We start from the raw sequence: 24,861 nt of genomic DNA, 5'->3' as shown, positions 1-24,861 counted from the left end.
TACCAGCGTGCTCGAAGGCATGAACAACCGCATTAAAGTCATCAAACGCCAAGCCTATGGCTTTCGTAACGCCGACTACTTCTTCCTCAAAATCAAAGCCGCGTTTCCCGGTAAAGTGCGATGAACCCAAAAAAAACGCCGCACGAGGCGGCGTTTGTCATCAGGGCCCGGCATGGCGCCGGCCCGTCATCAACGCATGGCGACGATGCGATCGACCACGTTGCTGTCGGCATCCACGTCCGGCGCATACAGCTCGGCGTAGTTGGCCTGCATCCAGCGCCCGAAGTTGTCGGGGTTTTCAGCGTGCAGCAGCTTGGCGAGGGATTCGACGTTCTCGCCGCCACCCGTCGCGGCTTCGCGGCGCAGCGCGACCGATTGCGTATCGGCGAAATCGTGCGCCTTGGCGAAATCGTCCTCGTCCATTTCCTTGCCAACGAGATACGCGGTGGTGCCGGCCGTGCTCGCGGTGGTGATCAGATCATCGCGATCGGCGGACGCCAGCGACGAAAAACCCAGCCCCAGAGCCACGGCGCTGAAAAGCGCCAGACGGCGCGTGGTCATGGCGGTTCGAGTATTCATGTCATATCCCTTTTTCATACGATATTCCTGAACCTTGAACATAGTTCGCCGCGCATGAATTGCGCCTGAACCCGAACCCGGTCACCGATAGAGCTTGCTGCCGCCTTCGCGGAACTCTTCCGCCTTTTCCTGCAGACCGGCGTCGATCGCATCCTGCGGAGTGTGAATGCCGCGATCGTGAGCGAACTCGCGCACTTCCTGCGAAATGCGCATGGAGCAGAACTTCGGCCCACACATGCTGCAGAAGTGCGCCACCTTGGCGCTGTCCTTGGGCAGGGTCTCGTCGTGGTAGCCCTGGGCCTTCATCGGATCGAGGCCGAGATTGAACTGGTCTTCCCAGCGGAACTCGAAGCGCGCCTTGGACAGCGCGTTGTCGCGGATCTGCGCGCCCGGATGGCCCTTGGCCAGATCGGCTGCGTGGGCGGCGATCTTGTAGGTGATGATGCCCTCGCGCACGTCGTCCTTGTTGGGCAGGCCCAGATGCTCCTTGGGCGTCACGTAGCAGAGCATGGCGGTGCCATACCAGCCGATCTGCGCTGCGCCGATACCGGAGGTGATGTGGTCGTAGCCGGGCGCGATGTCGGTGGTCAGCGGCCCCAGGGTATAAAACGGCGCTTCGTGGCAGTCCTCGAGTTCGGCCTCCATGTTTTCCTTGATGCGCTGCATCGGCACATGGCCCGGGCCTTCGATCATCACCTGCACGTCGTGCTCCCAGGCGATCTTGGTCAGCTCGCCGAGCGTGCGCAGTTCGGCCATCTGGGCTTCGTCGTTGGCGTCGGCGATCGAGCCCGGACGCAGCCCGTCGCCCAGCGAGAAGGCCACATCGTAGGCCTTCATGATCTCGCAGATGTCCTCGAAATGCTCGTAGAGGAAGCTTTCCTTGTGGTGCGCCAGGCACCACTTGGCCATGATCGAGCCGCCGCGGGAGACGATGCCGGTAATACGGTTCACCGTCATCGGCACAAACGGCAGACGCACGCCGGCATGGATGGTGAAGTAGTCCACGCCCTGCTCGGCCTGTTCGATGAGCGTGTCGCGAAACATCTCCCAGGTCAGGTCCTCGGCGCGGCCGTCGACTTTTTCCAGCGCCTGGTAGATGGGCACCGTGCCGACCGGAACCGGCGCGTTGCGGATGATCCACTCGCGGGTTTCGTGGATATGCTTGCCGGTGGACAGATCCATGATCGTGTCGCCGCCCCAGCGCGCGGCCCAGACCATTTTCTCCACCTCTTCCGCGATCGAGGACGTGACCGCCGAGGTGCCCATGTTGGCGTTGATCTTCACCCGGAAGTTGCGGCCGATGATCATCGGCTCGGATTCGGGATGATTCACGTTGTTGGGGATGATCGCGCGCCCGGCCGCGATCTCGTCGCGCACGAATTCCGGCGTCACGCGCTCGGGGATGTTGGCGCCATAGCCTTCGCCGGGATGACGGCGCAGCAGCCGCGAGTCCTTGATCGCATCGATGCGCGCATTCTCGCGGATCGCCACGAACTCCATTTCCGGGGTCACGATACCGCGCCGCGCATAGTGCATCTGCGAGACATTGCGACCGGCCTTCGCGCGCAGCGGCTTGGGCGGCTCGGGAAAGCGCAGATGGGTCAGCGCGTTGTCGGCATGGCGCTCGCGCCCGTATTCGGAAGAAAAATCCCCGAGACGCTCGGTGTCGCCGCGTTCCTCGATCCATTTCGCGCGCAGCGCGGGCAGCCCGATACGCAGATCGATCGCCGCCTCCGGATCGGTGTAGGGCCCCGAGCAGTCGTAGATCGTGATCGGCGGATTCTTCTCCACGCCGAAAGTGGCCGGCGTGTTGCTCTGGGCAACCTCCCGCATGGGCACGCGAATATCGTCTCGGGAGCCGACTTCGTAGATCTTGCTGGAATTGGGGAACGGCTCGCGCATTTCGTCGGCCAGACGCGCGGACACCGCCAGATCTTTGGGAACAGCGCTCATAGCAGGCTTGGCAGCAGGGGAATACTTAACTCAATCTAACAACCCCCCACCGGCAATAAAAGCGCCGGCTCGACAGCCGCGGCGCACGACGCCTGTCAGGCGGTGCCGGCGATGACCTCTGCGCTGTCAGCGACTTTGGCACCGGCATCCCGCATGGCCTGGATGGCGGCTTCGGTATCACCGGCCTGCATGTCCACCCCACGGACGCCGTCGCGCACCAGCGTGACCGCAAAACCTTCGGCCAGCGCATCCATTACGGTGAACCTGACGCACACATCGGCGGCCAGCCCGGCGACGACCACATGCTCGACACCGTGACCGCGCAGATGCTCGGTCAGACCGGTGGCCTTTCGATGACCGTTGTCGTGGAATGCCGAATAGCTGTCGATACGCACGTCCGTGCCCTTGCGCACGACGTGATCGATACCGGCCACATCCAGGGCCGAGGCAAACCCCGCGCCGGGCGACCCCTGTACACAGTGCACCGGCCAGAGAATCTGTTCGAGCCCATCCAGTTCGGTGATCTGAAACGGCTCGAAGCCGGCATGCTCGGCGGCGAAGGACAGATGATGCGGTGGATGCCAGTCCTGGCTGGCCACCACATGGTCGAAATACGGCATGAGGCGGTTGGCCACCGGCACGACGGCGTCGGCCTCGCCGACCGCCAGCGCCCCGCCGGGCAGAAAATCGTTCTGGATATCGACGAGCAGCAGCGCGGTGTTCATGTTCAGGCCTCGTTTGCCGGTTCGACCGCGCGTTCGCCGCGATGCGCCAGCCAGTCACGCAGCGCATGGGTGGATTCCTCGAGATAGCGGTCGATCAGTGCCGGGTAATCGCTGCGTGCCGCGAAGCAGGCGAACTGCTCGCGCGCGTGGGCACGCACATCGGCCAGCGGCGGCGCCGCGCCAACCGGGGCGCCCGCGCGGACCGCGGGCACGAGCAGATCGATATGCGGGGCGTCGGGCTCGAAAGCGTGGCAATGCTCGCCGTGGGTTCCCGCCCAGGCGGTGTTGGCCGCGGCGGCATCGAACAGCAGATCGGCCACGGGCAATCCATCTTCCAGAAAACGCCGCACCTGATGCACACCCGGCCGGGTGAGCTTGCCGGGCGTGTCCGACAACTTCATGCGGTAGGACCATTGCCCGGCGTCGTTGCGAATCGCCGCCAGCTTGTAGACGCCGTCGAGCGCGGCGTCGGGCTGGGCCGTGGTCAGTTGCGTGCCCACGCCCCAGAGCACGATCGGCGCGCCCTTGCGCTTGAGCTCGGCGATCACGCCCTCGTCGAGACTGGAACTGGCGGCGATGCGCGCCGACTCGAAGCCGGCCTCGTCCAGCCGGCGGCGCGCGGTCTTGGCCAGCTCCGCGAGATCGCCCGAATCGAGCCGGATGCCGGCCATTTCGTGGCCGGCCGCGCGCAGCTTCCGGCCGGCGCGGATGGCGTTTTCCACGCCTTCGAGCGTGTCGTAGGTATCCACCAGAAAGATGCAGTTGTCCGGCAGCGCCGCCGCGTAGGCGTCGAACGCGTCGATCTCGTCGTCGAAGGCCATGACCCAGCCGTGGGCGTGCGTGCCGGAGACCGGGATGCCGAACAGTTGCCCGGCCAGCACGTTGGACGTGCCCGAGCAGCCGCCGATATAAGCGGCGCGCGCGGCCGACACGCCGCCGTCGATGCCCTGAGCCTTGCGCAGGCCGAAATCCAGCACCGCGTCGTCGCCCGCGGCGTGCGCGATGCGCGCGGCCTTGGTCGCGACCAGGGTCGGGAAATTCATGAGATTGAGCAGCACCGTCTCCAGCAGCTGCGCCTGCAGAATCGGCCCGCGCACGCGCAACATCGGCTGATGCGCGAACACCGCCGTGCCCTCGGGCACGGCATCGACGTCCACCGTAAAGCGCAGCTCCGCCAGATAGTCGAGAAACGCGGGCGCGAACAGCGGTTCGCCGGCATTGTCCTCGAGCGTGGCCAGATACGCGATATCGTCTTCTTCGAAGCGCATTCCGCTGATGTATTCCAGCGCTGTCTCTAGCCCGCAGGCGATGGCGAAACCGTTGGAAAACGGGGCATCGCGGAAGAATAGATGGAACACCGCCTCGCGCTCGTGCGAACCATGATGCCAATGCGCGTAGGCCATGGTCAGCTGGTAGAGATCGGTCAGCAGCGCGGGCGCGCGGCCGTAGAGTTGCCCCAGGGAGGACATAGACGGATCGCGTACAAAATGATCGAACAACAATGCGAGCGTTGCCGCGGGGTTTCAACTCACGGACGACGCACTTATGCTCGCACCGGCATAATGCGGGGCCGCCAGGGCCCCAACAGCGGACAAGTGGATGGCAGAGCAACCCGACCCAACCCGCCACGCCGGGCAACGGCGGCACAAGCCGAAAAAGACACCGACGTGGCGACAGCGCATCACCATGCGCGCGGCCGCCTGGGCATCCACGCTGGTGATCTGGCTGCTGCGGTTGACCTGTCGTATTCGTGTCGTGCAGGGAGCGCAGCACGTCGACGCGATGCTGGCCGCCGAAGTGCCGGCCATCGTGCCCTGTGGCTGGCACCAGCGCATCATCATGAGCGGTCTTTTCCTGCGCTCGCTCGTGCCTCGCGGCCTGCGCCTCGGGTTTCTGATCAGCCCTTCGCGGGAAGGCGAATTCATCGCTCGCGTCGCCCGCAGCCACGGCACCGAGACGATCCGCGGTTCCTCGAGCCGGACCGGCAAGGAAGCCATGCGGGCCTTGACCCAGGCTGTGCGCGAAGGCATTTCGCCGATGATGTACGGCGACGGCCCCCGCGGGCCGGCCGGGGTGTTCAAGCCGGGCGCGGTGATTCTGGCGAGCCGGTCGGGTGCGCCCCTGTTTCTCGTCGGTTGTGCGGCGAATCGCTACTGGCAGCTCAAATCCTGGGATTCCGGCCAGATCCCGAAGCCCTTTGCACGGCTGACCGTCGCCGTAGGCGAACCGTGGCGGATCGGTCCACTCCACGGCACCGGTCAGGCTGAGGATATCGCCGGCGAGATCGGCCGCCGGCTCGACGCGCTTGACACGGTCGCCGCAGCCGCGCAGCGCTCGAGCGTCGCTCCGGCATGAAGCCGTCGGCCCCGCCCGAGACCCCTCTACCACGCACCACCCGACTGTGGATGACCCTGGTCGCGCCGCTGCTGCGTTGGGTGGCACGGGCCCTGCTGGCCAGCTGCCGCATCGAGCGCGTGGACGGCGACGCGCATCTGGCGACCCTGCTCGAGGCCGACCAGGCGATGCTGCCCTGCTGCTGGCACCAGCGGCTCAGCGTTAGCGTGGGATATCTGCTGCGCGCACGCACGCGCGGGCTGCGCCCGGGTTTTCTCGTCTCGCCCTCGCACGACGGCGAACTCGTGGCCCGAGTGGTGGCCGGCATGGGCGCGACCATTCTGCGCGGCTCGGCCACCCGCACCGGCGCGCGCGCGCTGCGGGAAATGTACGGCTGCATCCGCGAAGGGGTGTCGCCGGTCATCCATCCGGACGGGCCGCACGGCCCGGCCGGGCGCGTCAAGACCGGCACCATCATGCTCGCCCAGATGACGCGCGCGCCGCTGCTGCCGATGGCGTTTTCCGCCGATCGCTACTGGCAGCTGGGCTCCTGGGACCGGGTGATGATTCCCAAGCCGTTCGCACGTGTGGCCGTCACCATCGGCGCGCCGCTTAGCATCGCCAGGGGCGACGACATCGAAGCACGCGCCGTGGAACTGGGCGAGCGGCTCGACGCGCTCACCGTAGCCGCGGATCGCCACGTCGGCGCCAGCCCGCAACCGGGCAGGCGCCAAAGCACACGCAAGCAGTAGCGCGACCGTCAGGCGGCCTTGTTCTCCTCGAGAAACGCGGCCAGGTCGTTGATGGTCGGATAGTCGAACAGATCGGTGACCTCGAGCCGATCCGGCCACCGCGCCTCGATGCCTTCGTGGATCTGCGCCAGCTCCAGCGAGGACAGGCCGATCTCGAACAGATCGTCGTCGTAGCCGATCTTCTTGTTCGGCACCACCTCATCGCAGATCGCCTTGAGATCGGCGGCCAGGCCGGCCTCGCTCTCGGTCGCGCCCGCGCCGCCGCTAGCACGCATCAGGCCGTCGAGCTCGGCGACGACGTCCGCGAACGCCCCCTCGGCGAATTCACGCGCGAGCTGTGCGCGCTGCAGTTTGCCGCTGGTGGTCTTGGGCATATGCTTGACCGGCACCACGCGCGCCACGACGAGCCCCGTGTGGTGGTTGATCAGGCCCGACACCTCGCGCGCGATCGGCACGAAATCCGACGTATGGCCGCGAAAGACCACGAACAGCACCAGCTCGTCGGCATCCGCACCCGGCGGACGGACGCCGGCGGCCGCGATCTTGTTCAGTTCCACGCCGGCCGCGCTCTGGGCCACGGCTTCCAGATCCTGCGGATAGTGGTTCTGGCCGTTGACGAAGATGATCTCTTTCGCGCGGCCCGTGATCAGCAGGTCCCGCTCGTGCGTGAAGCCGAGATCGCCCGTATCCAGCCAGCCTTCGCCCGTCAGCGCCGCCTCGTTGGCGGCGTCGTTGCGATAGTAGCCGGCGGTCACGTTATCGCCGCGGATCCAGACCCGGCCGACCGCGTCCTCGCCGAGCGCGTTGCCCTCGCCGTCGGCGATCCGCACCTCGGTGCCGGCCACGGGGCTACCGAGCCGCACGAGCTCGACGGATTGATCGGAGTCGTCGAAGCGCACCGCGTCGCCCACGCCGAGCTCGCCGCGCGCCACGCGCAGGCTGCGCAGGCCTTCGCCGGCGGGCGGGAAGGTCGCAGCCAGGCTGGCCTCGGCGAGGCCATAGACCGGAAACATCGTGTCCGATTTCAGGCCGGCGGGCGCCAGCGTGTCGAGAAACTCGCGAACCAGGGGTGCTGCGATCGGCTCGGCGCCGTTGTAGATCAGACGCACCGGCGACAGATCCACGTTCGGCAGGCCCTTGGCCGCGACCGCACGCAGCGTGTGGCGATAGCCGAAGTTCGGCGAACACAGCAGCGTGGCGTGTTTTTCCGAGGCTTTTTCCAGCCACAGAAGCGGGCGCCGGGCGAACAGATCGGTCGCCATCAGGTGATGGTCGAAACCGTTGCAGACCAGCGTGAGGTGAAAGCCAATCAGGCCCATGTCATGGGTCAGCGGCATCCACGACACCGCCACCTCGCGGTCGCCGAAACGCGAGCCTTCGGTGATCGCCCGGATGTTGGCGAGCACGTTGGCGTGGGTGAGCACCACACCCTTGGGATCGCCCGTGGAACCGGAGGAAAACTGGATGAAGGCGGTATCGTCGGCGCGGCGCGCAACGCGTTCGGCCTGCGTCTCGACCGCCGACGGCTCATCCGACAGCGCACGCTCGGCCAGGCGATCGGCCGCCGGCGCCTCGCCGCGCGACTCGAGAAAACCGCGCAGGCGTTCCATATGCCGCGAACCGGCGACTACGCGCGGCTCGTCGAGGTGCCGCCAGACCTTGACCAGCTTTTCGAGATGCGCCTCCGAGGCGCCCGCGGCGACCGGCACCGGCACCAGGCCACCGTAGATCGCCGCCCAGAAAAACTGCACGAAACGCAGGTTGTCGGCAACGAAGATCACCAGATGATCGCCCGGTTGCGCGCCGCGCGCCTGCAGCACGGCCAGCAGCCGCATCGCCGCGCGCGAAAGCAGCCGATAGCTCAGCCGCCGTTCGTCGTTGGCGCCGTCGATGAAACAGATTTCCCCGGGGCCGTCGATCTGCGCGTCCAGCGCATCGGCCAGCGTGTTGAAAGAATCCATAGAACCGTGGATTTTTTATCGCGGTGTCAATTGTAAATAAATTCCGTCGCGCGGCCGCAGGTTGATGTGCGACTCCATCGTCGGCGGCGCGTTGCCGTGATAACGCGGCGTGAAGCGACGCAGCATGTGCGCCAGGTGCACGCGCATTTCGGTAAGCGCCATGTGCTCGCCGACGCAGTGGCGCGGCCCGGCCGCGAACGGCATGTACGCGAACCGATGGCCCGGCTGATCGCCGCGCTCGAATCGGCCCGGGTCGAAGCCCTGCGGGTCGTGCCAGTAATCGCCGTGGCGATGCAGCACGTAAGGGCTGATGAAGACCTGCGCACCGGCCGGAACCTCGTGCGCACCGAAACGATCGGCGGCGACGCTACGGCGGGACAGCAGCCAGCCCGGCGGATACAGGCGCAGCGTCTCGCTGATCACGTGGCCGATAAAATCGAGCCCACCGCTCGCATGCGTGCCGCTATCGCGCAGCTCGGCTTCGTCGACGGCATCGGCTTCGGCCTGCGCCCGCGCGCAGACGTTTTCGTGCGTGGCCAGCAGATACCAGGCCCAGGCCAGCGCGCTGGCGGTGGTCTCGTGGCCGGCCACGATCAGCGTCATGACCTCGTCGACGAGCGCGCGCCGCGACATCGTCTCGCCGGCCTTGGTCCGGGCGGCGAGCATATGGCCGAGAAAATCGAAGTCACCGGACGGATCGGCCAGGCGGCGTTCGACGATATCGTCGACCACGCGTGTGAGCCGATGAAAGCGTGCGGCAAACCTGAGGTTGCGCTCGGGCTCGTCGGTGAGCAGCGCGAACGGATTGCTGCCGGCAGTGACCAGCGCCTCGTAATCGCGGCCGAAGATCGACCGGAGCACGATCACCAGCGTCAGCTCGCTGATATGGGCGGCCACGTCGACGGATTCGCCGCGCTCGGAAAGCGTTTGCCAGCGATCGGCCAGGGCCGCGTTTTCGTCGAAGATCATGGCGCCGAAATCAGCCAGTGCCCGCGGCCGGAACGCCGGCTGCATGAGGCGGCGCTGGCGCGTCCAGAAGTCGCCCTCGCTGACCATGATGCCGTTGCCCAGCAGGATGCGCACGCGATCCAGGCCCATGCCCTTGACGTAGTTCGCGCTGTTGCGCACCAGCACCTGCTGCACCAGCCGCGGATCGTGCACGATCCAATGCGGCTGGCCGCCGCGCGCGTCGGGCACGCAATAGAGATCGCCATAGGCCGTGTGCCAACGACCGAGCATGTCGCGCGTTTCGTCGTCGGGGGCGATCGGAAACGCGTCGCTGGGCCCCGGCACACGGGTTGGCAACCGAAGATCGGATACGCTGCTTGCCATTGCCACTACCAGATCCGTCCGTTCGATCTGCCGGCCCGGCGCTACCGCGCCGACATGAAGTTTAAATTAAGATTTCGTAATGTATGTAGTCTACACAAGAATAGATGCGCAATGCGAGCGCGAACTAGGACAAACCCCAGTCGAAGACTGGCCGCCTCTATATCGCGACCGGCTCGCCGGCATGCGCAGCGCTGACGCGCGGCTCCGGACCCTGGCCGGGCTATGGCTGCTCGGCCACGGCCTGCGCGCGACGGGGGTCGACGCGGCGTGCCTGGCGCGTATCGGCTTCAGCGTCGACGGGCGTCCGGAAATCGCCGGCGGACCGGCGTTCAGCATCTCCCACAGCGAAACACTCGTGGCCTGCGCGATCAGCGGGACGGCCGCGGTGGGTCTGGACGTGGAGGCGAGACAGCCTTTCCGGTTCGCCCGGATGGCGCGGCTGATGACCGCCGAGGAGCAACGCATCGTCGCGGCCGAACCGGTGCGTTTCTATGATTTCTGGTGCGCCCGCGAGGCGACGGTGAAGGCCACGGGCCGCGTGGGGCTCGCGCGCATCAAGCGCCTGAGGCTGCACGCCGACCGCGCTCATCTCGACGGGCGCGACTGGCCGCTACGCGCGCTCGCGCTCGAACCCGGCTACGCCGCCTGGCTGGCCAGCGACCGGCCGTTCGACACGGTTCGCACCGAGTACGTGGCTATCGGCGCTCGCGCATGACGAAATACAGGCCGGCGTAGATCTTGGGATCGATGCGCACGCCCTCGGCCTCGCGCGCGGCCAGCCAGCCCTCCACCTCGGCCAACGGCACGGCGTGCGGCGTGATCTGCTCGCTGTCGTCGCCCCCGCCGCCGTCGATGCGCTCGAGATCGAAGGCGCGATAGAACGCGATGATCTCGTTGGCGAGCCCCGCGCTCGGCGGCCCGGCGCACAGATATTCGAAGCGCGCCGCGCGATAGCCGGTCTCTTCCTCGAGCTCGCGGGCCGCCGCGACCTCGAGTGCTTCGTTCTCCTCGCCTTCGATATCGCCGACCAGGCCGGCCGGCAGCTCGATCACCTGCGCCTGCACCGGAAAACGCGGCTGCTCGACCAGCAGCACTTCGTTGTTCGGCGTGAGCGCAACGATGACCACCGCCCCGCGCGCATTCGCGCGCTCGACGTATTCCCAGTGATCGCGGCGTTTCAGGCGCAGGAATTCGCCTTCGTGGAGGGTACGGTCGGCAGACATGATGGCCCGGCGGATGAACGACAGCGCGTCATTCTAACCGCGCGAATCGCTGCCCCTGTTTACGCCACCCGCAGCGGCCGTACGTTGCTGGGCATGATGCCGTCCTGCAGATCGCTCCAGTACACGATCTCCATGCGGCCGTCGAAGTGCTCCACCAGCGCGCTGCAGGATTCCACCCAGTCGCCCGAGTTGTAGTAGCTCACGCCCTCGATGGTCTTCATTTCGGCATGGTGGATATGCCCGCAGACCACGCCATCGAAGCCGCGCCGGCGGCACTCGTGGGCGACGGCCTTCTCGAACTCGCTGATGAAGTTCACCGCCGATTTCACCTTGTGCTTGGCGTAGGCGGAAAGCGACCAGTAGGGATAGCCCATACGCGCCCGCACCTGGTTCACGTAGCGGTTCGCGCGTAGCAGCGTGACATAGGCCACATCGCCGATGCGCGCGACCCAGCGATGATAGCGCGTGACCACGTCGAACAGATCGCCGTGAATGACGAACAGCTTGCGATTGTCGGCGGTGACGTGCACGCAATCGTTCAGCACGTGGATATTGCCCATGCGCAGTTCGTAGTCCACGAACTTGCGCAGGAAATCGTCATGGTTGCCGGTGACGTAGTAGACCTGCGTGCCGCGCTTGGACTTCGTGAGGATCTTGCGGATGACGTTGGTGTGTTCCTGCGGCCAGAAGAACGTGGACTGCAGGCGCCAGCCATCGATGATGTCACCCACGAGGTAGAGCTTTTCGCACTGGCACTGCTTGAGAAATGCCGCCAGCGCCTCGGCCTGGCTGCCGGGCGTGCCCAGATGGGCGTCGGATATGAACACGCTGCGATAGCGCAGTTCCGGGCGTTGCTCGCTGTTCTCGTTCATGGCTTGCTCCATCACGTACCCGCAGCCATGGTCGATCGGCAAGATCACCACACCGTGACGGTTTCATGTCTTTTTTATGACAGGCCTTCGCAACGGATGACGCGGCCGTTTTTGCTAAGCTTGCGCCGCATCGAGGCACCGACGCCGCACGGCGTCGGTCATGGGGCCTTCAGCGCGGATCGAACAACCACATGAGCCAGATACAGCACCGAGTCCTGATCGTGGGCAACGGCGGGCGTGAGCACGCGCTCGCGGTCAAGATCGCGGCCTCGCCGCGCGTCGACCATGTCTACGTCGCACCCGGCAATGCCGGCACGGCACGCATGCGCGGCGTGCAGAACGTCGCGCTCGCGGCCACCGATATTGCCGGCCTGCGCGACTTCGCCCACGACAACGACGTGACGCTAACCGTGATCGGCCCCGAGGCCCCGCTGGCCGACGGTATCGTCGATGCGTTCAGCGACGCCGGGCTGGCCTGCTTCGGCCCCGGCCGCGATGCGGCCCGGCTGGAAGCCAGCAAGGCGTTCTCCAAGGATTTTCTGGCGCGCCATGCGATCCCCACGGCGGAATACGCGGTCTTTGCCGACTACGACAAGGCCGCGGCCTACATCCGCGAGCGCGGCGCGCCGATCGTGGTCAAGGCTGACGGGCTGGCAGCCGGCAAGGGCGTCTATCTCGCGGCCACAGTCGACGCGGCGCTGGACGCCGCACGCGACATGCTCGAGGACAACGCCTTCGGCGATTCGGGCGCACGCATCGTGGTCGAGGAGTTCCTGACCGGCGAGGAAGCCAGCTTCATCGCGATGGTCGACGGCCACAATATCCTGCCGCTGGCCAGTTCGCAGGATCACAAGGCCGCCCACGATGGCGACACCGGCCCGAACACCGGCGGCATGGGCGCCTATTCGCCGGCGCCGGTGATGACCGACGCCGTATTCGCGCACGTCATGGACACGGTGATTCGCCCCACGGTGGCGGCGATGGCCGCCGACGGCAACGCCTTCACGGGCTTTCTCTACGCCGGGCTCATGGTCGACGCGAACGGCGACGCCAAAGTGCTGGAGTTCAACGTGCGCCTCGGCGACCCGGAGACCCAGCCGATTCTCATGCGCCTGCGAAGCGATCTCGTCGATCTGGTCGACGCGGCCATCGACGGGCGCCTGGATCAGGTGGAAGCTGAATGGCATGCGCAGGCCGCGCTCGGCGTGGTGATGGCGGCCGGCGGTTATCCCGGCAGCTACGACAAGGACGACGAGATTTTCGGCCTGGACGCGGCCGAAGCCACCGGCGCGCAGGTCTTTCACGCCGGCACGCGCCTGGCCGATGACGGTAGCGTGCGCACCGATGGCGGACGCGTGCTGTGCGTGTGTGCGCTCGGCGCAGACGTTGCCGAGGCCCAGAAGCGCGCCTATGCTGGCGTGGAAAAAATAAGCTGGCGCGATGCCATGTATCGTCGCGACATCGGGCACCGTGCCATCGGCCGCTCGTCGGGCACGTCATAACCCTCGTTGAATAACACCCCACCGCGATTTTTTCGTTCGCAAGGACTCGATTGATGAAGACGACTCGTATCCTGGGCCGCATGCTGATACTTTGCGCGCTGCTTACGGCGGCTAGCGCCGGCCACGCCGAAAAGGAAAAGACCGTTTACGGCTGGGTCGAGAACGCGCAGCTGGTGCCCTGGGGCGTGACCCTGAAGGCGAAGCTGGATACGGGTGCCTTGACCTCGTCCATGCACGCCACCGACATCGAGAAGTTCGAGAAGGACGACGAAACCTGGGTGCGCTTCAAGACGCGCGTCGAGGACCAGCGCACCGAGGAAATGGTCAGCAAGGAATACGAGCGCCCGCTCTACCGTCAGCTCGAGGTCAGCGGCGCCGGCGGCACCGACGAGCGCCCGGTCGTGCTGCTCGAGGTGTGCATGAACAACACGATCTATGAAGAGCAGTTCTCGCTGCGCGACCGCGGTGACATGATCTATCCCATGCTTCTGGGGCGTCGCACGATCAAGCACCTCGGTCTGATCGACGTGAGCGAGACGTTCCTCAACAACCCCGAGTGCGACCACGACTCCAAGGTGGTCGAGAACGAGGCCTCCGAAGACGACGACGACTGATTCGGTAACGGACGCTGCTCGTGAAAGACCTCCATCTGAAGATTCTTGCGCTGATACTCATCGTCAGCGCGCTTGGCCTGTGCTACTACAAGATCGACCGGCTCGGCGTGCCGCTCACGCCGCAGAGTAGCGCTCAGGTCTGGACCGCCGAAGCCACCGTGCGCTTCAACGGCGAGAACCAGTCCGCCAAGATCGATCTCGCCGTGCCCAAGTCGCCGCCCGGTTTCTCGGTACTCGACGAGAATTTCATCTCGGCCGGCTTCGGCCTGGCCACGGACGACGAAGGCGCGAACCGCGTGGTGCAGTGGGCCGCGCGCAATCTGCGCGGACCGCAGACGCTCTACTATCGCGTGGTGCTCACCGAAGACAATTCGGCGAATCGCGACCGTACCCAGCCGACACCCGACTACCCCGATATTCCCGAATACTCGGACCCGGAACGCGCGGCCGTGTTCACGCTGCTCGACAGCGTGCGCGCCCGGTCGGCCGACACCTCCTCTTTCGCACAGGAGCTGCTGCGTCGCTTCAACGATCCGAGCCCCGAAGCCGAGGTGAAGGTGCTGCGGGACGACGCGGCCAGCAACCTCGCACAGGTCGAACAGCTGCGCCATATCCTCGCCGGCGCGCGCATTCCCTCGCGCATCGCCCACGTCCTGCCGCTGACCGGCAGCCTGCGCCACGGCGCGCTGGTGCCCTGGCTCGAGGTCTACAACGGTGAACGCTGGCTGGCCTTCAACCCGCGCACCGGCGCCGCCGGCTTTCCCAACGACGCGCTGGTCTGGTATGCCGGCGACATGCCGCTGGTGGATATCGAAGGCGCCGACGATGCCAGCGTGCAATTCTCCGCGCTCAAGACATCACGCGACGTCATGGGCCTCGCCCAGCAGCGCGCCCGGCTGATCAACTCCGACGTGCTGGAGTATTCGCTGCTGTCGCTGCCGCTGGCAACGCAGAACACGTACAAGATCCTGCTCACGGTGCCGCTCGGCGCGCTCGTGGTGGTACTGCTGCGCAACTTCATCGGCCTGCGCACCTTCGGCACTTTCATGCCGGTGCTGATCGCGCTCGCCTTTCGCGAAACCGAGCTGATCTGGGGCTGCATCCTGTTCTCGGTTCTGGTTGCGCTCGGGTTGATCATCCGCTTCTATCTCGAACGGCTGAAACTGCTGCTGGTGCCGAGGCTGGCCTCGATGCTGACCATTGTGATCCTGCTCATGGCCGGCGTGTCCGTGATCAGCCACAAGCTGGGCATGGAGCACGGCCTGTCGATCGCGCTGTTCCCGATGGTGATCCTCGCCATGACCATCGAACGCATGTCGATCGTCTGGGACGAAAACGGGCCCAAGGACGCCATGCTCTCCGGACTGGGCAGTCTCGCCGTCGCGGCGGTCGGCTTCGTGGTCATGACCCACCCGCTCGCGGAATATCTGGCGTTCGTGTTCCCCGAGCTGTTGCTGCTGGTGCTGGCGTTCACGCTTCTGGCCGGCCGCTATACCGGTTATCGACTCTCCGAGCTGTGGCGCTTTCGCGCATCGGCTCGTGCGATCACCAGCAAGCAATGAGTACGGTCGGACGAGGTTGGCGCAGCCGCCTGCGGCTGCTGCGGCGTAATCCGCCGCTGCGCCTGCCGTCGACGCTCAGGCAACTGGGCATCCTCGGCATGAACGAGCGCAACGGCGATTACATCAGCATCTACAACAAGCGCAAGTTCTATCCGCTGGTCGACGACAAGCTCAAGACCAAGCAGCTCGCGCTGGAGGCCGGGATTGCCACGCCGGAGCTCTATGGCGTGATCGAGATCGAGCACCAGGTGCGCGATCTCGACGAAATGCTCGGCGACAGGCAGGACTTCGTCATCAAACCCGCCCAGGGCTCAGGCGGCAACGGCATCATGGTCATCGGCGGCCGGCGCGGCAATCAGTTCCTGCGCTCGTCCGGCGTGAGCGTGTCGCGCAGCGAGCTGGAGCACTTCATCTCGAACGTGCTTTCGGGCATGTACAGCCTGGGCGGCCTGCCGGACAAGGCGATCATCGAATACCGCGTCAAACCGCATGCGGTCTTCGATGCGGTGAGCTTTCAGGGCGTGCCGGATATCCGCACCATTGTGTTTCGCGGCGTACCAGTCGCCAGCATGGTGCGCCTGCCCACGCGGCAGTCGGACGGCAAGGCGAACCTGCACCAGGGCGCAATCGGCGCCGGCATCGACCTCGCGACCGGCAAGACCGTCGACGGCGTGTGGTTCAACAGCGTGCTCGACTCACACCCCGACTCGGGCAACGCCGTGCGTGGCATTCAGGTGCCCGACTGGCAGCTGCTTCTGGAACTGGCGGCGCGCTCCTACGACCTCACCCAGCTCGGCTATCTCGGCGTGGACGTGGTGCTCGACGCGGAACACGGCCCGCTGGTGCTCGAATACAACGCGCGACCGGGCCTGAATATCCAGCTCGCCAACCAGATGGGCCTGCGCAGCCGGCTGGAAAAGATACGTGCTCTGGACAGCGTTCCTGCCTCGGCCGCCGCACGTGTGGCCCTCGGACAGGAACTGTTTGGCGAATAGATCGGCCAGGGCGCGATTCGCGCCCGACCCGGCGGGCCGGGCCCGCGCCTAGGCGGGGCAGCGGGCGTGGATGAAGGTCCAGTAGCCGAAGGCGTTGACGGGCTGGGTTTCGACCACGTCGAGTTCGGCCATTTTCAGGAAGTCGTCGAGCGGGAACGAGGGACGGAAACCAACCAGCTTGGACAGCGGCGAGACCATGCGCTCGAGCGAGGCCATCGCGCCCTTGCCCTGGCTGAAGTGGTTCACGATGAACAGGTCACCGCCCGGCTTGCAGACGCGCTTCATTTCCTCGACCACTTTCTTGGGGTCGGGCGCGACCGACACCACGTACATCGCCACGACCTTGTCGAAGCTGTTGTCGGCATATTCCAGCGCCTGCGCATCCATGAGAGCGAGCGATATGCGATCGGCATTGCCGTTCACACGGGCCTTGGCATAGTCGAGCATTTCCGGCGATACATCGATCCCCACCACTTCGACGCCGTCGCCGTAATGATCGAGCGACAGGCCGGTGCCTACGCCGACTTCCAGAACCCGATCACCGGGGCGACAGTCCATCTTGCGTACCGCGACTTCGCGGCCCTGCTCGAAAACGGGACCGAAAAAGCGGTCGTATTGCCGCGACAGGCGGCGATACGCAGTGACGACGGATTGCTCATCCATGAATACGTTTCCCGTGAATTAAAGCCGTGAGAAAACTCTTAGGCGGACGAAGAATACGCCTGTCGCGGCAGCGATACAAAAATAGCCGCGCCGCGGAATGAAGTGGTCATCGAACGCACAGTCAGCGCACGGCGCGGTCAGGAAAAAACATAGCAACCGCGCATATCGGCGCCGCGCTGGCGGACCCGCGGCTGGGCTTCGTTCTCGAACAGGCGGATGGTTCGAAAGCCGCGCTGGGCATCCATCTCGAACCAGTGGCTCAGCGCGGGCGGCACACGCACGTAGTCGCCGGCCTCGCATTCGAGCGCGAAAACGCCCGGCCCGACACGCAGGAACAGCACCCCGCCCCCTTCGATCAGTACCTGGGCTTCGGCCACATCGTGTGCGTGCTCGGTCATGAGTTCGCGCTCGATCTTGGCCAGGCGCGGATGCGACGGCAGGATGCTCGTGACATCGAGCGCCACGCGCGGCATGCGTGACAGCAGCCGATCCAGCGGCTCGATGTAATTGCCGATAATCTCGTCGTGCTGGGCCTCGCTGTCGAAGGCCACGGCCGGCAACGTGACGTGCTCGTACTGCACACCAATGCCCGCGAGCCGGGCCGATATACAGCCACGTTCGGTGTCGCAGAGAGACAACGTCCGGGCCGGGCCGGCATCGCGATAGAGCTTGGTCATGGTTCGAATACCGGGTTATTCGCGAGCCCCGAGGACGCTACACACTGCGCTTGTCGGACGTGCGGCCCGGCGTCCGACATGTTTTCAGGTCGGACGGAAATTGGCCGGCGCGCTACGGCGCCCGCCATTTTAACCCGTTCCGCGTGACCACGGCATTTCAGCCGCGATCGTGCACGTCGTCGGGTCAGCCCTGGTCGCGTTTCCAGTTGATCAGACCACCGGCCATGAGAATCTCGACCTGACGCGGCGACAGGCCGTGCCGGCACTCGATCGCCTCGCCGCCTTTGACCTCGACGGTCACGGTATCGCTTTCGGCGAGTGCAGCGTGCAGCCCGTTGATGGACAGCTTGGCGCCCTGCTTGAGCGATTCATGATCGTCGGCGTGGCTGTAGATCAGTGGCAGCACGCCAAAGTTCACGAGATTCTGCCAATGGATGCGCGCGTAATCCTTCGCGATCACCGCGCGCAGGCCCAGATAGCGGGGAGCGATCGCCGCATGCTCGCGCGAACTGCCCTGCCCGTAGTTGGAACCGCCGATGATGACGTGGTCGCCCGTGTTCTTCGCGCGCTTGGGATATTCCTCGTCGACCACGTCGTAGACGAACTCGGCGATCGCCGGAATATTGGACCGAAACGGCAGCACTTCGGCACCCGCGCGCATGATTTCGTCAGTGGAGATGTCGTCGCCGACCTTGAGCAGCACGGGCAGTTCGAAGGCGTCGGGAATACCGTCGAAGTCGGGCAGCGACTTGATGTTCGGCCCCTTGACGAGCTCGACCTTGCGCGCCTCCTCGAGCGGCAGCGGTGCTTCCAGCATCATGTCGTTGACCACCGGGTCGTCCGGGTTGCCGACCTTCGGATAGTCGAAATCGAGCGTGCGCGGGTCGGTGATCTTGCCCATGAGCGCACTGGCGACAGCGGTTTCCGGCGAGCACAGGAACACCGAGTCTTCCTTGGTGCCGGAGCGGCCAGGGAAGTTGCGCGGCGTGGTGCGCAGGCTGTTGCGACCCGACGCAGGCGCCTGGCCCATGCCGATACAGCCGTTGCAACCGGCCTGATGGATACGCGCACCGCTCGCGATGAGTTGGCCGAGTCGGTCGTCACGCGCGAGCGTCTGCAGCATGGCGCGCGACGACGGGTTCACGTCGAAGGACACATGCTTGGAGACTTGGCGGCCGCGCACCATTTCGGCCGCGATGGCGAAATCCCGGTAGCCGGGGTTCGCGGATGAACCGACATAGGCCTGATAAAGCTCATCGCCGGCCAGTTCCTCCACCGGCACGACGTTGCCCGGCGATGTCGGTTTGGCGATCAGCGGTACCAGCGTGGAGAGATCGATCTCGTCATGCTTGTCGTACTCGCAGCCTTCGTCGGCGACCAGTTCCTCGTATTCGTCTTCCCGATCCTGCGACCGCATGAAGCCGCGAATCTCGTCGTCGGCAGGGAATACGGTGGTGGTCGCGCCGAGCTCGGCACCCATGTTGGCGATCACATGGCGGTCCATCGCTTCGAGATTGTCGAGGCCCGGGCCGTAGTACTCGATGATCGTGCCCACGCCGCCGGATACGCCGTGACGCCGCAGCATCTCGAGAATCACGTCCTTGGCCGACACCCAGTCCGGGAGCTTGCCGGTCAGCTTCACGCCGAACACCTTCGGCATCTTGGTATAGAGCGGCTCGCCGGCCATCGCCATGGCCACTTCGAGACCACCCGCGCCGATCGCCAGCATGCCCATCGAGCCGCCGGCCGGCGTGTGGCTGTCGGAACCCAGCAGCGTCTTGCCGGGACGGCCGAAGCGTTCCATGTGCACCGCGTGCGAGATGCCGTTGCCGGGGCGCGAGAACCAGGCACCGAAGCGTTCGCAAGCGGACTGCAGGAACAGGTGATCGTCCGGGTTCTTGTTGTCTTCCTGAATGAGGTTGTGATCGACGTACTGCGCCGACACCTCGGTCTTGACGCGGTCGAGCTGCATCGCCTCGAGTTCCAGCATCACCAGCGTGCCGGTGGCGTCCTGGGTCAGCGTCTGGTCGATACGCAGCGCGATCTCCTTGCCCGGCGTCATTTCGCCTTCGAGCAGATGGGCTTCGATCAGTTTCTGAGCGACGTTCTGTGCCATCGAATACCTCCAAGCGGTCGTTGCGTCCACCATAGCTCGCGTAACCGTGATCACAAAGTGGCGCATGGCCAGCCGAAGCAAAACTCATGCCGTGAATGCGACGTATTCGCAAGAAAACGCTCCAAGTTCGCCAAGCCGTGGCCAAATCGGCTACCGTTGGCGCTTCGATGTCCCGTGCATCGGCTGGCTACGAGGGGACGCCGGCATACGGCTTCTTTCTGTACACTACACCTACTACTCTTCGCGACTGCATCGCGAGGGGTCATCGGTTCCCGATGGCTTCGCGTAGAATAGGAAGACGATATGGATGCCGCTACCGAACAAGCCGTCGTGCTCTGGCCCTTGCTGCTATTCACGGCTGGCGCGCTGGGGCTGATCTTGGTCATGCTGGGCTTGTCTGCGGTCCTCGGCGGGCGGCATTCGTCGCGGCTGGGCAACCAGCCCTACGAGTCGGGCATCAAGCCGACGGGCAGTGCCCGGATACGCTTCTCGGCCAAGTTCTATCTGGTGGCGATCATCTTCGTGCTCTTCGATCTCGAAGTGGTCTTCATCTTCTCCTGGGCCATCGCGGCACCCGCGCTCGGCTGGCCCGGTTACTTTGCCTTTCTGTTCTTTCTCGGCGTGCTCACGCTGGGGCTGATCTACGAATGGCGCATCGGCGCGCTCGACTGGGCGCCCAAGGCGCCGCGGCAATATCGCCTCGACGCGATCGAGAGCAACCGACGCCGCAATCTCGACGCCTCGCGGTGAGAACGCGTCGAACTCATGAACACGACGTTCGATTGAACCATCGACAGGACGATCTTTGATGGCATGGTCTCTGACGAGCACTGACAAGAACCCCAAGCCGGGTTCGGCCGACGGCGGCACGATCGAGGACGCGCTGGCACGCAACGTCGTCACCGCGAAGCTCGACGACATGGTCGCCTGGGGACGCAAGCATTCAATGTGGCCGTTCAACTTCGGCCTGTCCTGCTGCTATGTGGAAATGGCCACCGCCCTGACCGCGCCGCACGACATGGCACGCTTCGGTTCCGAGGTCATCCGTGCAACGCCGCGCCAGTCCGACGTGATGGTCATCGCCGGCACCTGCTTTCTGAAAATGGCGCCGGTGATCCAGCGGCTCTACGACCAGATGATGGAGCCGCGCTGGGTCATCTCCATGGGTTCCTGCGCCAACTCGGGCGGCATGTACGACATCTATTCCGTGGTTCAAGGCGTGGACAAGTTCCTGCCGGTGGATGTGTACGTTTCCGGCTGCCCGCCGCGCCCGGAAGCCTTTCTCGAAGGCCTGCTGCTGCTGCAGGAAAACATTGGCGTCGAGAAGCGCCCGCTGTCGTGGATGATCGGCCCGCAGGGCGTGACCCAGCGGCCGAAGCTGTCGATGCGCGATCGCAAGCGTACCGAGCGCTTGGCGGCCACCACCCTGCGCACGCCGGATTCCGTTTGATGTTGGATCGAGTAAACATTCAGCAGCAGTTGGCCGAACGCTTCGGCGAGCGCGCCCTGCATGAGCAGATCACCGCCGACGGCATGCCCACTCTCTGGGTCGGCCGTGATCTGATCTGCGATGTGCTCAAGTTCCTGCGCCAGGACAGCACGCCCAAATACCGGATGTTGTTCGATCTCACCGCCATCGACGAGCGCGTGCGCGAACACCGTATCAACCAGCCGGCCGGCGACTTCACCGTCGTCTATCACCTGCTGAGCCTGTCGCCGGTTGCCGAGGTCCGACTCAAGGTCAGCCTGTTCGACGACGACCTAACCACCCCGACGGCGACGCGCATCTGGCCCAACGCCAACTGGTACGAGCGCGAAGTCTGGGACATGTTCGGGATCACCTTCGACGGGCACCCGAACCTGCGCCGCATCCTCATGCCGCCGACCTGGAAAGGGCATCCGCTGCGCAAGGATCACGCCGCGCGGGCCACCGAATTCGAGCCCCTGCATCTGGATCCGAAACGCCAGGACGAGGAAGAGGACGCGCTGCAGTTCAAGCCCGAGGACTGGGGCATGAAGCGCGAGTCCGAGGACAGCGAGTTCATGTTCCTCAACATGGGCCCGAACCATCCGTCCGTGCACGGCGTATTCCGTGTCGTGCTGCAGCTCGACGGCGAGGAGATCATCGGCGCGGTGCCGGATATCGGCTATCACCATCGCGGCGCCGAGAAGATGGCTGAGCGCCAGTCCTGGCACACCTATATCCCGTACACGGATCGCGTGGACTATCTCGGCGGCGTGATGAACGAGCTGCCGTACGTGATGAATCTGGAAAAGGTGCTTGGCATCGAGGTGCCCGAGCGCGTGAAGGTAGCGCGGGTGATGCTGTGCGAGTTCTTCCGCATCACCAGTCATCTCATGTTCTTCGGCACGTATGTGCAGGACATCGGCGCCATGAGCCCGATCTTCTGGATGTTCTCGGATCGCCAGAAGGCCTACGACGTGATCGAGGCGATCTGCGGCTTCCGCATGCATCCGGCATTCTTCCGGATCGGCGGGCTGACGATGGACCTGCCCCAGGGCTGGGACCGCAAGGTCAAGGAATTTATCGACTGGTTCCCGCCGCGGCTGGCCGAATACAAGAAGGCCATGGCCCGTAACCGCGTGCTCATCGAACGCTCCAAGCATATCGGCGCCTATTCTCAGGACGAGGCCATCGACTGGGGCATCACCGGGCCCGGCCTGCGCGCCACGGGCGTGGACTTCGACCTGCGCAAGGCCCGGCCCTACTCCGGCTACGAGAACTTCGATTTCGAAGTACCGCTGGGTACCAACGGCGACTGCCAGGACCGGCTCGACGTGCGCATCGAGGAGATGTTCCAGAGCTGTCGCATCATCGAGCAGTGCATGAAGAACATGCCGGCCGGCGATTACAAGGCGGACCACCCGCTGACCACGCCGCCGATGAAGGAGCGCACGATGCACGACATCGAGACGCTCATTGCGCACTTTCTGACCGTGAGCTGGGGTCCGGTCATTCCGGCGATGGAATCGTCGGCCATGGTCGAAGGCACCAAGGGCCTGAACAGCTACTACAGTATTTCCGACAAGCACACGATGAGCTATCGCACGCGCATCCGTACGCCCAGTTTCGCCCACCTGCAGCAGATCCCGCTGATCTCGCAGGGCGGCCTGGTGGCGGACCTGGTCGCGATCATCGGCTCGATCGACTTCGTGATGGCAGACGTGGACCGATGAAACTCTCGCAGACCGAAATCGAGGCCATCCAGCATGAGATGACCCTGTACGAGGATCCGGGCGCAGCCACCATCGAGGCGCTCAAGATCGTGCAGGAGCACCGCGGCTGGGTGTCGGATGAATCGCTGGAAGCCGCGGCGGCGGTGGTCGGCGTCACCCCCACCCAGATGGAGGCGGTGGCGACCTTCTACAACCTGATCTTTCGCCAGCCGGTGGGCCGGCACGTGATCATGATCTGCGATTCGATCTCCTGCTATCTGACCGGCTACGAGGAAATCCTGGCGTATCTCAAGAAGACGCTGGGTATCGAGTTCGGCCAGACCACGCCGGACAACCGCTTCACGCTGCTGCCGATCTGCTGCCTGGGCAACTGCGACAACGGCCCGGCCATGCGCATCAACACCGATTACCACGGCCGTCTCACCCCCGAGAAGGTCGACGCCATTCTCGCCGAGTACACCTAGAGAGCCGTCATGGAGAAAGTACTCACCAAGAATATCCGCGACGACCGCGAACCGATGTGGCTCGCGGAGTACGAGAAGGCCGGCGGCTGGGAGGCCTACAAGAAGGCCGTTCAGGAAATGAAGCCGACCGAAGTGGCGGACCTGGTCAAGGAAGCCGGCCTGCGCGGGCGTGGCGGCGCCGGTTTTCCGACCGGCGTGAAATGGTCCTTCATGCCGCGCTTCGAGGAAAACCCGGGAAAGCGTCCGGCGCATGTCTACATGGTCGCCAACGCCGACGAAATGGAGCCCGGCACCTTCAAGGACCGGCTGCTCATGGAAGGTGACCCGCACCAGTTCATCGAATCGATGGCGATCGCGAGCTACGCGATCGGTGCAGACATCGCCTACGTGTTCATTCGCGGCGAATATACCGAATGCCAGCGCAAGCTCCAGCGCGCGATCGACGAAGCGATGGAGGCCGGTTATCTGGGCAGCGACATCTTCGGCACCGGCTACAGCCTGAAGATGTATCTGCACATGAGCGCCGGGCGTTATATCTGTGGCGAGGAATCGGCGCTGCTGTCCGCCCTCGAAGGCCGGCGTGCCGTGCCCCGGCACAAGCCGCCATTCCCGGCTGCGTCCGGTCTGTTCGGGCAGCCGACCACGGTCAACAACGTGGAGACGATCTGCAACGTTCCGCACATCATCAACAACGGCGCGCAGTGGTATAAATCGCTGGGCCTGCACAAGGATGGCGGCACCAAGATCTTTGGCGCCTCGGGCCATGTGGCCCGACCCGGCCTCGTCGAACTGCCGCTGGGCACCAAACTCTCCGAGGTGCTCGACTATTTCGGCGGCATTCGCGGCGGGCGCGAACTCAAGGCGCTGTTGCCGGGCGGCGGCTCCACGCCGCTGCTCACCCAGGAGCATCTGAACACGCCGATGGACTATGAAGGCGTGGGCGCGGTCGGCAGCCGCCTGGGCACCGCGACCATGGTGGTCATGGACGACCAGACGCCGATCGTGGGCGTGCTCAAGAACCTCGAGCATTTCTATGCCCAGGAATCCTGCGGCTGGTGCACGCCCTGTCGTGACGGTCTGCCCTGGGTGGAGCGCATCCTGACCAATCTCGAAGCCGGCAAGGGCAACCCCGGCGATATCGAGCTGCTGGAACTGCATACCAAGCTGCTCGGCCCCGGCAAGACCTTCTGCGCCCACGCGCCGGGCGCGATGGGCCCGCTCGAGTCCGGCCTCAAGTATTTCCGCGACGAACTCGCCGCGCTGATTCCCGACGACGCCACGACGCCGGACAGCACGCAGGCAGCGAACGCGGTCTCGAATCACTAGCGCACGGTTTAGC

The 24,861-nt window shown here is 65.0% G+C and carries 24 protein-coding genes; 13 read left to right on the top strand and 11 right to left on the bottom strand.

Annotation, left to right across the window (positions count from 1 at the left end):
- On the top strand, positions 1-124 hold a 124-nt coding region (locus J7355_RS05755; protein ID WP_209060178.1), incomplete at its 5' end, for a transposase.
- 65 nt (positions 125-189) lie between these two features.
- Here the strand turns inward: J7355_RS05755 and J7355_RS05750 are convergent.
- From J7355_RS05750 to J7355_RS05735, 4 genes are all read right to left on the bottom strand, one after another.
- Complete coding sequence (locus J7355_RS05750; RefSeq protein ID WP_209060757.1) at positions 190-579, bottom strand: DUF3015 family protein; 390 nt, start codon at positions 577-579, stop codon at positions 190-192.
- 81 nt (positions 580-660) lie between these two features.
- Positions 661-2,532, bottom strand: coding sequence for a phosphomethylpyrimidine synthase ThiC (gene thiC / locus J7355_RS05745; protein ID WP_209060755.1), 1,872 nt, complete (start codon positions 2,530-2,532; stop codon positions 661-663).
- A gap of 95 nt (positions 2,533-2,627) precedes the next feature.
- Positions 2,628-3,257 (bottom strand): bifunctional nicotinamidase/pyrazinamidase, encoded by a 630-nt coding sequence (pncA, locus tag J7355_RS05740; protein ID WP_209060754.1) that lies wholly within the window; start codon positions 3,255-3,257, stop codon positions 2,628-2,630.
- A 2-nt stretch (positions 3,258-3,259) separates the two neighbouring features.
- The gene (locus tag J7355_RS05735; protein ID WP_209060753.1) at positions 3,260-4,726 is read right to left on the bottom strand and encodes a nicotinate phosphoribosyltransferase; all 1,467 of its coding nucleotides are present in this window, start codon (positions 4,724-4,726) and stop codon (positions 3,260-3,262) included.
- 130 nt (positions 4,727-4,856) lie between these two features.
- On the opposite strand from J7355_RS05735, the gene J7355_RS05730 reads away from it, so the two are divergent.
- Together J7355_RS05730 and J7355_RS05725 are read left to right on the top strand one after the other, a co-directional pair.
- Positions 4,857-5,612, top strand: a complete 756-nt coding sequence (locus tag J7355_RS05730) for a lysophospholipid acyltransferase family protein (protein ID WP_209060752.1) — start codon at positions 4,857-4,859, stop codon at positions 5,610-5,612.
- On the top strand, positions 5,609-6,343 hold the full coding sequence (locus J7355_RS05725; protein ID WP_209060751.1) for a lysophospholipid acyltransferase family protein: 735 nt from the start codon (positions 5,609-5,611) through the stop codon (positions 6,341-6,343). The genes J7355_RS05730 and J7355_RS05725 overlap by 4 nt, the downstream gene beginning before the upstream one ends.
- Before the next feature lie 8 nt (positions 6,344-6,351).
- Here the strand turns inward: J7355_RS05725 and J7355_RS05720 are convergent, their stop codons facing one another.
- Both J7355_RS05720 and J7355_RS05715 read right to left on the bottom strand, forming a co-directional pair.
- Complete coding sequence (locus tag J7355_RS05720; protein ID WP_209060750.1) at positions 6,352-8,304, bottom strand: non-ribosomal peptide synthetase; 1,953 nt, start codon at positions 8,302-8,304, stop codon at positions 6,352-6,354.
- A 15-nt stretch (positions 8,305-8,319) separates the two neighbouring features.
- Positions 8,320-9,636 carry a cytochrome P450 gene (locus J7355_RS05715; RefSeq protein ID WP_209060749.1) on the bottom strand — a complete coding sequence of 439 codons (1,317 nt, stop codon included), beginning with the start codon at positions 9,634-9,636 and terminating at the stop codon, positions 8,320-8,322.
- A 181-nt stretch (positions 9,637-9,817) separates the two neighbouring features.
- Between J7355_RS05715 and J7355_RS05710 the strand changes: the two genes are divergently transcribed.
- Positions 9,818-10,351 carry a 4'-phosphopantetheinyl transferase superfamily protein gene (locus J7355_RS05710; protein WP_209060748.1) on the top strand — a complete coding sequence of 178 codons (534 nt, stop codon included), beginning with the start codon at positions 9,818-9,820 and terminating at the stop codon, positions 10,349-10,351.
- Here J7355_RS05710 and J7355_RS05705 read toward each other — a convergent pair.
- Both J7355_RS05705 and J7355_RS05700 read right to left on the bottom strand, forming a co-directional pair.
- Positions 10,332-10,859: an NUDIX hydrolase gene (locus J7355_RS05705; RefSeq protein WP_209060745.1), complete on the bottom strand. Its 528-nt coding sequence runs from the start codon at positions 10,857-10,859 to the stop codon at positions 10,332-10,334. The genes J7355_RS05710 and J7355_RS05705 overlap by 20 nt on opposite strands.
- A 59-nt stretch (positions 10,860-10,918) precedes the next feature.
- Complete coding sequence (locus J7355_RS05700) at positions 10,919-11,731, bottom strand: UDP-2,3-diacylglucosamine diphosphatase (RefSeq protein ID WP_209060743.1); 813 nt, start codon at positions 11,729-11,731, stop codon at positions 10,919-10,921.
- A gap of 191 nt (positions 11,732-11,922) precedes the next feature.
- Between J7355_RS05700 and purD the strand changes: the two genes are divergently transcribed.
- Genes purD through J7355_RS05680 form a run of 4 tightly spaced genes read left to right on the top strand, consistent with a single transcriptional unit; the run spans position 11,923 to position 16,404 of the window.
- Positions 11,923-13,233, top strand: coding sequence for a phosphoribosylamine--glycine ligase (gene purD / locus J7355_RS05695; protein ID WP_209060741.1), 1,311 nt, complete (start codon positions 11,923-11,925; stop codon positions 13,231-13,233).
- Between the two features lie 53 nt (positions 13,234-13,286).
- A complete protein-coding gene (locus tag J7355_RS05690) occupies positions 13,287-13,847 on the top strand; it encodes an ATP-dependent zinc protease (protein WP_209060739.1) in 561 nt (186 codons plus the stop codon).
- A 20-nt stretch (positions 13,848-13,867) separates the two neighbouring features.
- Complete coding sequence (locus tag J7355_RS05685; protein WP_209060735.1) at positions 13,868-15,409, top strand: inactive transglutaminase family protein; 1,542 nt, start codon at positions 13,868-13,870, stop codon at positions 15,407-15,409.
- Positions 15,406-16,404 carry an alpha-L-glutamate ligase-like protein gene (locus J7355_RS05680; RefSeq protein ID WP_209060734.1) on the top strand — a complete coding sequence of 333 codons (999 nt, stop codon included), beginning with the start codon at positions 15,406-15,408 and terminating at the stop codon, positions 16,402-16,404. The genes J7355_RS05685 and J7355_RS05680 overlap by 4 nt, the downstream gene beginning before the upstream one ends.
- A 48-nt stretch (positions 16,405-16,452) precedes the next feature.
- On the opposite strand, the gene J7355_RS05675 is transcribed toward J7355_RS05680, so the two are convergent.
- From J7355_RS05675 to J7355_RS05665, 3 genes are all read right to left on the bottom strand, one after another.
- A complete protein-coding gene (locus J7355_RS05675) occupies positions 16,453-17,067 on the bottom strand; it encodes a methyltransferase domain-containing protein (protein WP_209060733.1) in 615 nt (204 codons plus the stop codon).
- A gap of 137 nt (positions 17,068-17,204) precedes the next feature.
- Positions 17,205-17,744, bottom strand: a complete 540-nt coding sequence (locus J7355_RS05670; protein ID WP_209060732.1) for a hypothetical protein — start codon at positions 17,742-17,744, stop codon at positions 17,205-17,207.
- A 184-nt stretch (positions 17,745-17,928) separates the two neighbouring features.
- Positions 17,929-19,860, bottom strand: a complete 1,932-nt coding sequence (locus J7355_RS05665; RefSeq protein WP_209060730.1) for an aconitate hydratase — start codon at positions 19,858-19,860, stop codon at positions 17,929-17,931.
- A gap of 303 nt (positions 19,861-20,163) precedes the next feature.
- On the opposite strand from J7355_RS05665, the gene ndhC reads away from it, so the two are divergent.
- Genes ndhC through nuoF form a run of 5 tightly spaced genes read left to right on the top strand, consistent with a single transcriptional unit; the run spans position 20,164 to position 24,848 of the window.
- Positions 20,164-20,610, top strand: coding sequence for an NADH-quinone oxidoreductase subunit A (gene ndhC / locus J7355_RS05660; RefSeq protein ID WP_209060728.1), 447 nt, complete (start codon positions 20,164-20,166; stop codon positions 20,608-20,610).
- A gap of 58 nt (positions 20,611-20,668) precedes the next feature.
- Positions 20,669-21,310 (top strand): NADH-quinone oxidoreductase subunit B, encoded by a 642-nt coding sequence (locus tag J7355_RS05655; protein ID WP_209060726.1) that lies wholly within the window; start codon positions 20,669-20,671, stop codon positions 21,308-21,310.
- Positions 21,310-23,058: an NADH-quinone oxidoreductase subunit C/D gene (gene nuoC, locus J7355_RS05650; protein ID WP_209060724.1), complete on the top strand. Its 1,749-nt coding sequence runs from the start codon at positions 21,310-21,312 to the stop codon at positions 23,056-23,058. The genes J7355_RS05655 and nuoC overlap by 1 nt, the downstream gene beginning before the upstream one ends.
- Complete coding sequence (gene nuoE, locus J7355_RS05645) at positions 23,055-23,522, top strand: NADH-quinone oxidoreductase subunit NuoE (protein ID WP_209060721.1); 468 nt, start codon at positions 23,055-23,057, stop codon at positions 23,520-23,522. Before nuoC ends, nuoE begins: the two co-directional genes overlap by 4 nt.
- A gap of 9 nt (positions 23,523-23,531) precedes the next feature.
- Positions 23,532-24,848: an NADH-quinone oxidoreductase subunit NuoF gene (nuoF, locus tag J7355_RS05640; protein WP_209060720.1), complete on the top strand. Its 1,317-nt coding sequence runs from the start codon at positions 23,532-23,534 to the stop codon at positions 24,846-24,848.
- The last annotated feature ends 13 nt before the right edge of the window (positions 24,849-24,861 follow it).

Source organism: Endozoicomonas sp. G2_2, from assembly GCF_017744135.1.
GTDB lineage: Bacteria > Pseudomonadota > Gammaproteobacteria > Nevskiales > Salinisphaeraceae > Salinisphaera.
This window is presented reverse-complemented; position numbering and strand designations above follow the sequence as displayed.